We start from the raw sequence: 8,828 nt of genomic DNA on the forward strand, positions 1-8,828 counted from the left end.
TTTTATTAGCAGGTTTGCGCTATTTTTCCTAAATTGGGAAAAAGCCGACCGATGAATTATACCTTATTCTGCGTAGAAGACGACCCCATATACGGAAAACTGGTGCAACATTCCCTGTCCATGGATCCGGAATATACAGTACAGTTATTCAAGTCAGGACATGAATTGCTCAGGCAATTACACCAACATCCTGATGTCATAACACTGGACATCAATCTTCCCGATTTCTCCGGAAATCAACTTCTTTTAGAAATTAAAAAGAAAAGTCCCGATTCCGTCATCATCGTTCTCTCCGGGCAGGAGGATATTTCAACTGCTGTCCAACTCTTCCGGATGGGTGTATTCGATTACATTATTAAGGATGATAATGCTCTTGACCGTCTGTGGCATGTTGCGCATAACGCCACTAAACAAAGTGAAATGAAAAGGGAGCTGAATGTGCTGCGAAGTGAGATTCATGATAAATACAATATTTCATCTGAAATCCGGGGAGCCAGTCCGGAAATGGAAAAAATATTCAGCCTGATAGAAAAAACAGTGAAATCGGATATCAATGTCATGTTGTACGGCGAGACAGGAACGGGAAAAGAGCTGGTAGCACGTTCTGTACATTTTAATTCCAACCGGAAGAACAAACCTTTTGTCCCGATCAATGTTACAGCTATTCCGAAAGAATTGATTGAAAGCGAATTATTCGGACACGAGAAGGGAGCATTCACAGGGGCTCATGCTGCAAGAATCGGATTACTGGAGTCCGCTAAGGGCGGTACTGTTTTTCTTGATGAAATCGGAGAAATGGAACTTTCGATGCAGGTAAAACTGCTCCGGGTTTTACAGGAAATGGAGATGACCCGTGTCGGGGGAAATCAAAAGATAAAACTAGATTTCCGACTCATTACAGCCACACACAAAAACCTACTGAACGAAGTCCGGGAAGGAAATTTCAGAGAAGATTTGTATTACCGTCTTATGGGAATCACTATCGAGTTACCACCTCTACGGGAAAGAGGAAAAGACATTATTATTCTGGCTAATTATTTCCTCAAACAATTCTGTAAGAAGAATAAACTCCCTGAAAAAATGCTGGCCAATTCGGCAATGAAAGCTCTGCTAAAATATAACTTCCCTGGTAATGTACGGGAATTAAAAGCAATCATTGAATCGGCTATTGTGCTTAGTGATTCAGATGTAATCGAAGCATATGATTTCGCATTTACCAGTGACAGTTCTCCGGATGTTCTGTTCAATGATGAATTTACACTGGAAGAGTATACCACAAAAATCATTCAGCTTTCATTGAATAAAAATGAAAATAACGTTGTCCGCACAGCCTCTAAACTGGGAATAGGAAAATCAACTATTTACAGGTTGATCCAGGAAGGTAAACTATCTAATTAATCCGACCCGCTATGAAAAAAGAAGTATTCTTCGAAGCACTTGTCAATAACCATTCGGATGCTATTCAGGTGATGGATCTGAATGGCAACCTTGTCTTTTTGAATCATGCTGCCCAGGAGCGAATGGGAGTTCAAATGAAAAAAGATCAATTGCTAAATATTTCTGAGTTTGAACCTTTGTTTACCAGCGAACAAATCTGGAAAGAACATGTTGCCGAAATACTTAAAGCAGAAAAGCGGGTTATTATTCGAAATTGCACCAATAGAACTACCGGAGAAACCATTCCTGTAGAAGTAACGGAAAGCATCGTGCAGATTAACGGAGAAAAGCATATTTTTTCGCTATCCAGAGATATACGGGATCGGGAGGAAATTCAAAAAAGACTCCATCTCAGAGAGCGGCTACTTGTCGCCATTTCTGATTCAACGACAGAGCTTCTTTTCAACCCCAATACACAGGAAGCTATTGCCAAGGTACTCCGTATTATAGGCGAATCCGTAGATGTTGACCGCACCTATCTGTTTGATTATTATAACACTCCAGAAACGGGAGAGGTGATTTCACAGAGATACGAATGGAATTCAGGGGAAGCTGAACCTCAAATTGATAATCCTGAACTTCAAAATGTGCCTGTCGAGCTTTTTGAAGACTTTATGAGTACACTCAAACAAAATAAATCCTATCAGGCCATCGTAAGTGAACTCCCTGACAACATGCAGTTGAAAGCTATTCTGGAGCCTCAGGGAATCATCTCTTTTTTGGTTATTCCTATTTTTCTAGGAGGACATTTTTATGGATTTGTCGGATATGATGACTGTCAGCAGAAACGGGTCTGGAGCGAATCTGAGCTATCCATTCTACAAACACTCGCAAATAATATCTCTATTGCACTGGAAAGAGAAAAACAACAACAGGAAATTGAAAACCTTGCTTTGTTTCCCTTACAAAACCCGGCTCCTATTCTGCGTTTGTCCACAAACGGAGACATACTTCTAAAAAATGCTGCAGCCAGAGAGTTATTTCATGCCCCCGTCTGGATTGAAGGAAAGGAATTTACATTTGCTGATTTCAAGGAATATACTCTCAAAGCTGTTTCCCCTGCTGAAACAACGCAATCAATTTCTATAAAAACGTCAACAGATACTCACTTCTCTGTGACACTTAAACTCATTTGTGAAAAATCGTATATCAATCTTTATTTTACCGATATTACCCTTCTGAAAGAAACTCAGGAAACACTCAAAAACACTCGAAAGACGACGGAAGAGATTATTCAACAAATGGAAGATGTGATCTGGTCAATTAATTTTCCGGATTATACATCACTCTTTATTTCTCCTTCTATCGAAAAGCTGAGTGGCATCCCGATCAGTGAATTTATGAAAGATTATAAGGTGTGGGAAAGTATCATCGTTCCTGAAGACAAATACGTTATTACAAAAATAAACGAGGAGCTTACAAAAAACGGAGAATCTGAAGAGGAATACCGTGTTCAGACAGATTCCGGTATCAAGTGGGTGAATAATCGTGCAAGAGTTATTTACAATTCGGAAAACAACCCCGTACGTATAGACGGATACATACGAGACATTACCCAACGTAAACAATTTGATGAATCTCTCCGGTTTCAGGAAGAAAAATACCGCCGTATCATCGCTAATATGAACCTCGGGCTTCTGGAAGTTAACCTGAATGATATCATATTATTTGCCAACGATAGTTTTTGTGAAATGTCGGGTTACAGAGTTGAACAATTAATCGGACAAAATGCAGCGAACCTGTTTCTCGGAAAGAAAGAACTTGAAGTGATCAGAAAAAAAAAGAATGAACGAATTCAGGGAAAGTCCGACAGTTATGAAATAGAAGTGGTCAACAAAGGAGAAAAGAAATGGTGGTTAATCAGTGGTGCTCCCAACTATGATAAGGATGGCAAACTCATCGGTACGATCGGAATTCACCTGGATATTACCGGCCAGAAAAAAATTCAGGATGAACTTGAAAAGGCTATTATACGGGCCGAATTATCCGATAAGGCAAAAGAAGAGTTTATCATGAATATGAGTCATGAAATACGAACTCCTCTGAATGCCATTGTTGGGCTTTCCAACTTTCTGAAAAATGAAGACCTGCCCCGTGAAAAAATAAACATGATTGAAAAAATTGCCGTTTCGGGGAAACACCTGCAAGCATTGATTGACAACATCCTTGATTTCTCAAAAATATCCTCCGGGCACTTATCTATTCATCCAACACCTTTTGACATTTATCATCTCCTTGAAAACGTAAAAAAAATTATTGAGCCTTTATCAGAAGAAAAGAAACTTGATTTTAACATCTATACAGACACTAGTCTATCTCCGGTCTTGGTTGGCGATGAGATTCGATTACGACAAATTCTGGTTAATTTTCTTTCCAATGCGGTTAAGTTCACCGACAATGGTTATGTCCGTCTATCTGTTTCTCAGGAAAAAAAAGAACAGGCTACGAATATGATTCATTTTATCATTGAAGATACGGGAATAGGTATGAGTCCTGATTTTCAGAAGAAAGTATTCGACAAATTCACCCAGGAAATTAGTTCTCCAACAGAAAAAACCAGTGGGACCGGACTTGGAATGGCTATATCAAAGGAATTCATCTCCCTGATGGGGGGAGAAATTCTGGTTCAATCGGAAAAAGACAAAGGAACAGTGTTTACGCTTAAAATACCTCTTGAACCGGGTAGCCTCACAACCAATGAGTCTCACAACACTGAAAATCGTGAGGAAGAACTCAAAAATAAAACCATTCTGATTGTTGAAGATAATGATATCAACCGCCTGGTTGTTTCGTCCATTCTCAATAAAAAAGGAGCACTTTTGCGGGAAGCAGTCAATGGATTAGAGGCTCTGGAGCTACTAAAAACAGAGTCGGTAGACTGTATTCTTATGGATGTACAGATGCCTAAAATGAATGGTTATGAATGTACGATTGCGATTCGTGAAGAACTTAAATTAAGTACCCCCATCATCGGGTTGAGTGCCAATGCAATTAACACGGAGATCAACAAATGTATTGAGGTAGGCATGAATGACTACATTGTAAAACCTTTTGATGAAAAAAAACTAATCAGTTCCATTAACAAATTTCTGTATTCGTCTCCGCCATACCAGGAACAAAAACCTGAAAATAGTCCGGAACAAGAAGTTCCTGAGCAGTTATTTAATCTGGAATATATTAATCAGTTAAGCCATGGAAATGTCTCTTTCAGAAACGAAGTTCTTGCCTTATTCTGTAAAACCCTACCTGAGGAACTTACACTTATCAAAAACGCAATCGCCGGCAAAAATATGGATACCATAGAGAAGGTTGCTCACAAAATAAAACCCAATCTGAATAATTTCGGAATCCACTCTATCCGGGAAGACATCCTGTTTCTTAATCAGATCCACTCCCAAAAGAAACTGGACTGGCAGGAAATAGAAGATCGATTTGAAAAGATCGAAACAACTACATTACAGGTCTTATCCGAATTCAGGAAACTACTCAACGAATAAATTATTTCGTACTAACAGGTAGTTTTATTTCAAGAAAATTTCCTTTTTCCGACTGACCGGACAGTTCAATCTCTGCTGAAACAAATTCTGACATTTTCTCCATACGTATTTTTACACTTTCGTATTCATCTTCCTTCAGGTTAATATATTTACCGTTATCTGAAACACTAAGAATAATGACATCTTCAATCCGGTAGATTTCTATCGTTACTGAAGTACATCCTGAATGTTCCACCGAATTTTCAATAAATTCGCGAAGAATTGCCAGCAGATAATACTTATGTTCTTCCTCAAAATAGTCTTCTCTTATATCTGAATAGTTTACATTGGCAACTGACACCCCGGGTAACTCCATTCGTTCAGACAGAGAAGTTATTCCTTCGAGAAATCCAACTTCCAGTCCGGGAGGCTCCAGATAATAACAGAGCGATCTTGTTTTCTTTAAACTCTCGTCTAAAAAATGACGAATCTGGCTCAACCCTTCCAGATTACCTCCTTCTACAGCTGTCAACTGGTTCAGATAAAAATTTAGCAGTACAAGGTTCTGTGCTACCTCATCCTGCAATCTACCTACAACTTTTCCTCTTTCGTTTTTCGTTACCTGCGCTGCCAGTTGAATTTTCATTTGTCGATCATCGACTTCCCTTACGTATCCAATCCATTCAATGCTATGACCTCCTCTGCTCAATACAGAAGCCGTTAATTCCAGATAGACATTCTTCTTGTTTTTTCCCCTGAAAGAAAAACATATTCTGAATTTCCCGGTTTCCTCAAAAGCCTCCTTTGATTTTTGAACAAACTCTACTACCTCCTCAGGAGGGATCATCTCTGACAACGGAAACCAATCAATACTCACTCTCGCCCGGCATACATTGAAAAAATCTTTTAGTCCGGTCTCTTCCACATCAATCAGTTCTCTGCAGGAATGAACAGATAATTGCCCTTGACAAATACTATTTTGACTATACAAAATTTCAAGTAAACCTAATTTCCCTGCTTCTGAAACTACAGGACATTTTTCAAATTCCACCACATTTTTCACAGCCATCTCTCTATATTTTTTGTTACTTTTCATTTCACGAAAACCATGCCATAGCCATGCAAACCTTATAAATCAAGGAATTCACTCATTCTGCTTTTCCCATATTGGGAATCAAGTATTAACATTTTTTTGCATAAATATCTACCATGGTATTTATTTTCTTGGTATATTTGTATCGTACAAACAATTGGTGATGAATCGAAAGAGCTTTTTAAAGCGAGGAGCATTATTAGTCGGAGCGGGTTTAGCTCTCCCGAATATCATCCGATCTTCCTCAGAAAGTTCAATACAAACTGATGTTCAGGAAAATGTTGGATTCAATCACCTACCAAACAGAGAGGAGAGAAAAATGAAAACGGTAATACACAGAGCTAATACAAGAGGTTTTGCTGATCACGGATGGTTAAAAGCCAATCACACATTCAGCTTTGCCAACTATCGAAATCCCGAACGTATGCATTTCGGGGTTCTTCGAGTATTAAATGATGATTATATTGAAGGTGGTGGTGGTTTTGGAACACATCCGCATGATAATATGGAAATTATTACGATTCCCCTGAACGGAACTCTGGAGCATAAAGACAGTATGGGAAATACCGGAATTATCAGAAAGAACGAGATCCAGGTAATGTCAGCCGGAACAGGCATCTTTCATTCAGAATATAATGCTACCCGCGACAAAGCTCTTCAACTTCTACAGATATGGTTATTCCCCAATAAACGACAGGTTACTCCACGATATGATCAGCTACAGTTAAACCCGGCTGACCGAAAGAATACATTTCAGCAGGTACTTTCCCCCTCCTCAGAAGACGAAGGGGTATGGATCTATCAAAATGCATGGTTTCACATGATTGATCTTGATTCCGGAAAAACAGGAAAGTATACACTTAAAGAGAAAGAAAACGGCGTTTATGTCTTTGTGATTTCCGGCGAAGTTGAAGTGAACGGAGAAAAACTATCAACAAGAGACGGAATGGGAGTTTGGGAAACCGACGAGTTAATTCTACAGGCAAATAAAAATGCAGAAGTACTACTTATGGAAGTACCCATGCAACTTAATTAATAAAGAAAAACAATATGGAAACAGCAGTAAAAACAGTTTGGGCAATTGACCCGACACATTCAGAAGTTCAGTTTAAGGTAAAACACCTTGTTATCTCAACAGTTACAGGGTTATTCCACCAGTTTGATGGAAAAATTGAAACAGAAGGAGATGATTTTAACGGAGCAAAAGCTTCTTTCGAAGCTGAAATTGATAGTATTTCGACCAATAACAAGGATCGTGATGCACATTTAAAGTCAGGAGATTTCTTTGATGCAGCGAATCATCCGAAGCTAACATTCGAATCAACTTCGTTTACAAAGAAAAGTGAAGATGAGTATGAATTAAAAGGGATTATGACCATTCGTGGAAATGCGAAAGAAGTCACATTGAAAGCAGAATATGGAGGAACTGTTGTGGATCCTTACGGAAACACAAAGGCAGGTTTTGAAATTTCAGGAAAAATCAACCGAAAAGAGTTTGGTCTGACCTGGAACGCCACCACAGAGGCGGGAGGTCTTGTCGTAAGTGAAGATGTTCGTCTTGCATTAAATGTACAATTTGCAAAACAAGGCTAATTAATTTTTCATAGTTTGTTATTTAGGTTAGGGTAAAGAAAGGGGACAGATTAAACTGCCCCCTTTCTGATTATAATTAGTCAAAATAACTGAATGATTGTCCGTTCTTCAGGTGAATGATTGTTTCGTAGATAAGGCGAATCGTATTTTCTACATCATCTTTGTGGCACATTTCCACTGTAGTATGCATATACCTCAACGGTAACGAGATCAAAGCCGAAGGCACGCCGTCATTTGAATAAGCGAAAGCATCCGTATCCGTTCCTGTTGCGCGGGAAGCAGCTGCCCGTTGGAAAGGAATACCCGCATTCTCCGCACGTTCTATAACATAGTTCAACAAATTATTTTGAACAGCAGGACCGTACGTTAATACAGGTCCCTCCCCCCCCTTGAGGTCTCCTTGTTGAATTTTATCCATCATAGGAGTTCCTGTATCATGACAAACATCTGTAATAATTGCACAATGCGGTTGAATTCGCTCTGCAATCATCTCTGCTCCCCTCAACCCTACTTCTTCCTGAACTGCATTAACAATATGAAGAGAAAAAGGAAGTTTGATCTTATTTTCATGTAGTAAGCGTGCTACTTCAGCAATCATAAACCCTCCTATCCGGTTATCCAATGCTCTACCTACCAGCTTCTTTTCATTCATAATCATGAATTCATCTTCGTAAGTAACCACACACCCTACATGAATCCCCATTTTCTCGACATCTTCTTTTGAGTCAGCTCCACAATCCAAAAAGATATTTTTCAGGCTCGGGTTTTCTTCTTTCTCATGGCGGGTATGAATAGCCGGCCAACCAAATACCGCTTTTACAATCCCGTTTTTTGTATGAATATTTACCCGTTTAGAAGGAGCTATCTGGTGATCAGACCCTCCGTTTCTGCGCAAGTAAATAAATCCTTCTTTGGTAATGTAATGTACGAACCATGAAATCTCGTCCGCATGCGCTTCAATCACCACTCTGTAATCACTTTCCGGATTTATAACGCCTACAGCGGTTCCATAGTTATCCGTATAGAACTCATCCACATACGGCTTCAGGTATTTCATCCACAATTTCTGACCCTTTGATTCAAACCCTGTGGGAGAAGGGTTATTCAGATAGTTTTCAAGAAACTGGATCGATGTTTTGTTTATAATTGATTTCTCTTTTGCCATTTCTTTCACTTTTGCCTTAAAAATAACTAAAAACAAGTTCCGGGCTTTCTGAATCTCCTTAAAA

Annotated in this window: 6 protein-coding genes; 4 read left to right on the forward strand and 2 right to left on the reverse strand. The window is 39.1% G+C overall.

Features of this window, described 5'->3' with window-relative positions:
* The first annotated feature begins 51 nt into the window (after positions 1–51).
* Both AC4PL9_RS14845 and AC4PL9_RS14850 read left to right on the forward strand, forming a co-directional pair.
* Entirely contained in the window at positions 52–1,398 is a 1,347-nt protein-coding gene (locus tag AC4PL9_RS14845) for a sigma-54-dependent transcriptional regulator (protein WP_491605536.1), read from the forward strand.
* 11 nt (positions 1,399–1,409) lie between these two features.
* Positions 1,410–4,934 carry a PAS domain S-box protein gene (locus AC4PL9_RS14850; protein WP_491605537.1) on the forward strand — a complete coding sequence of 1,175 codons (3,525 nt, stop codon included), beginning with the start codon at positions 1,410–1,412 and terminating at the stop codon, positions 4,932–4,934.
* A 1-nt stretch (position 4,935) separates the two neighbouring features.
* Here the strand turns inward: AC4PL9_RS14850 and AC4PL9_RS14855 are convergent, their stop codons facing one another.
* The gene (locus AC4PL9_RS14855; RefSeq protein WP_491605538.1) at positions 4,936–5,982 is read right to left on the reverse strand and encodes a hypothetical protein; all 1,047 of its coding nucleotides are present in this window, start codon (positions 5,980–5,982) and stop codon (positions 4,936–4,938) included.
* 343 nt (positions 5,983–6,325) lie between these two features.
* On the opposite strand from AC4PL9_RS14855, the gene AC4PL9_RS14860 reads away from it, so the two are divergent.
* Entirely contained in the window at positions 6,326–7,042 is a 717-nt protein-coding gene (locus AC4PL9_RS14860) for a pirin family protein (protein WP_491605540.1), read from the forward strand.
* A gap of 14 nt (positions 7,043–7,056) precedes the next feature.
* A complete protein-coding gene (locus AC4PL9_RS14865; protein WP_491605539.1) occupies positions 7,057–7,599 on the forward strand; it encodes a YceI family protein in 543 nt (180 codons plus the stop codon).
* Positions 7,600–7,675: 76 nt separating this feature from the next.
* Here AC4PL9_RS14865 and AC4PL9_RS14870 read toward each other — a convergent pair whose 3' ends face one another.
* Positions 7,676–8,764: a M42 family metallopeptidase gene (locus AC4PL9_RS14870; RefSeq protein ID WP_491605541.1), complete on the reverse strand. Its 1,089-nt coding sequence runs from the start codon at positions 8,762–8,764 to the stop codon at positions 7,676–7,678.
* Positions 8,765–8,828: the final 64 nt, after the last annotated feature.

Source organism: Wandonia sp. (assembly GCF_984588085.1).

Excerpts from the sequence above, each read along its gene's own strand:
- AC4PL9_RS14845 (WP_491605536.1), top strand. The coding sequence starts at position 52 with ATGAATTATACCTTATTCTGCGTAGAAGACGACCCCATATACGGAAAA.
- AC4PL9_RS14850 (WP_491605537.1), top strand. The coding sequence starts at position 1,410 with ATGAAAAAAGAAGTATTCTTCGAAGCACTTGTCAATAACCATTCGGAT.
- AC4PL9_RS14855 (WP_491605538.1), bottom strand. The coding sequence starts at position 5,982 with ATGGCTGTGAAAAATGTGGTGGAATTTGAAAAATGTCCTGTAGTTTCA.
- AC4PL9_RS14860 (WP_491605540.1), top strand. The coding sequence starts at position 6,326 with ATGAAAACGGTAATACACAGAGCTAATACAAGAGGTTTTGCTGATCAC.
- AC4PL9_RS14865 (WP_491605539.1), top strand. The coding sequence starts at position 7,057 with ATGGAAACAGCAGTAAAAACAGTTTGGGCAATTGACCCGACACATTCA.
- AC4PL9_RS14870 (WP_491605541.1), bottom strand. The coding sequence starts at position 8,764 with ATGGCAAAAGAGAAATCAATTATAAACAAAACATCGATCCAGTTTCTT.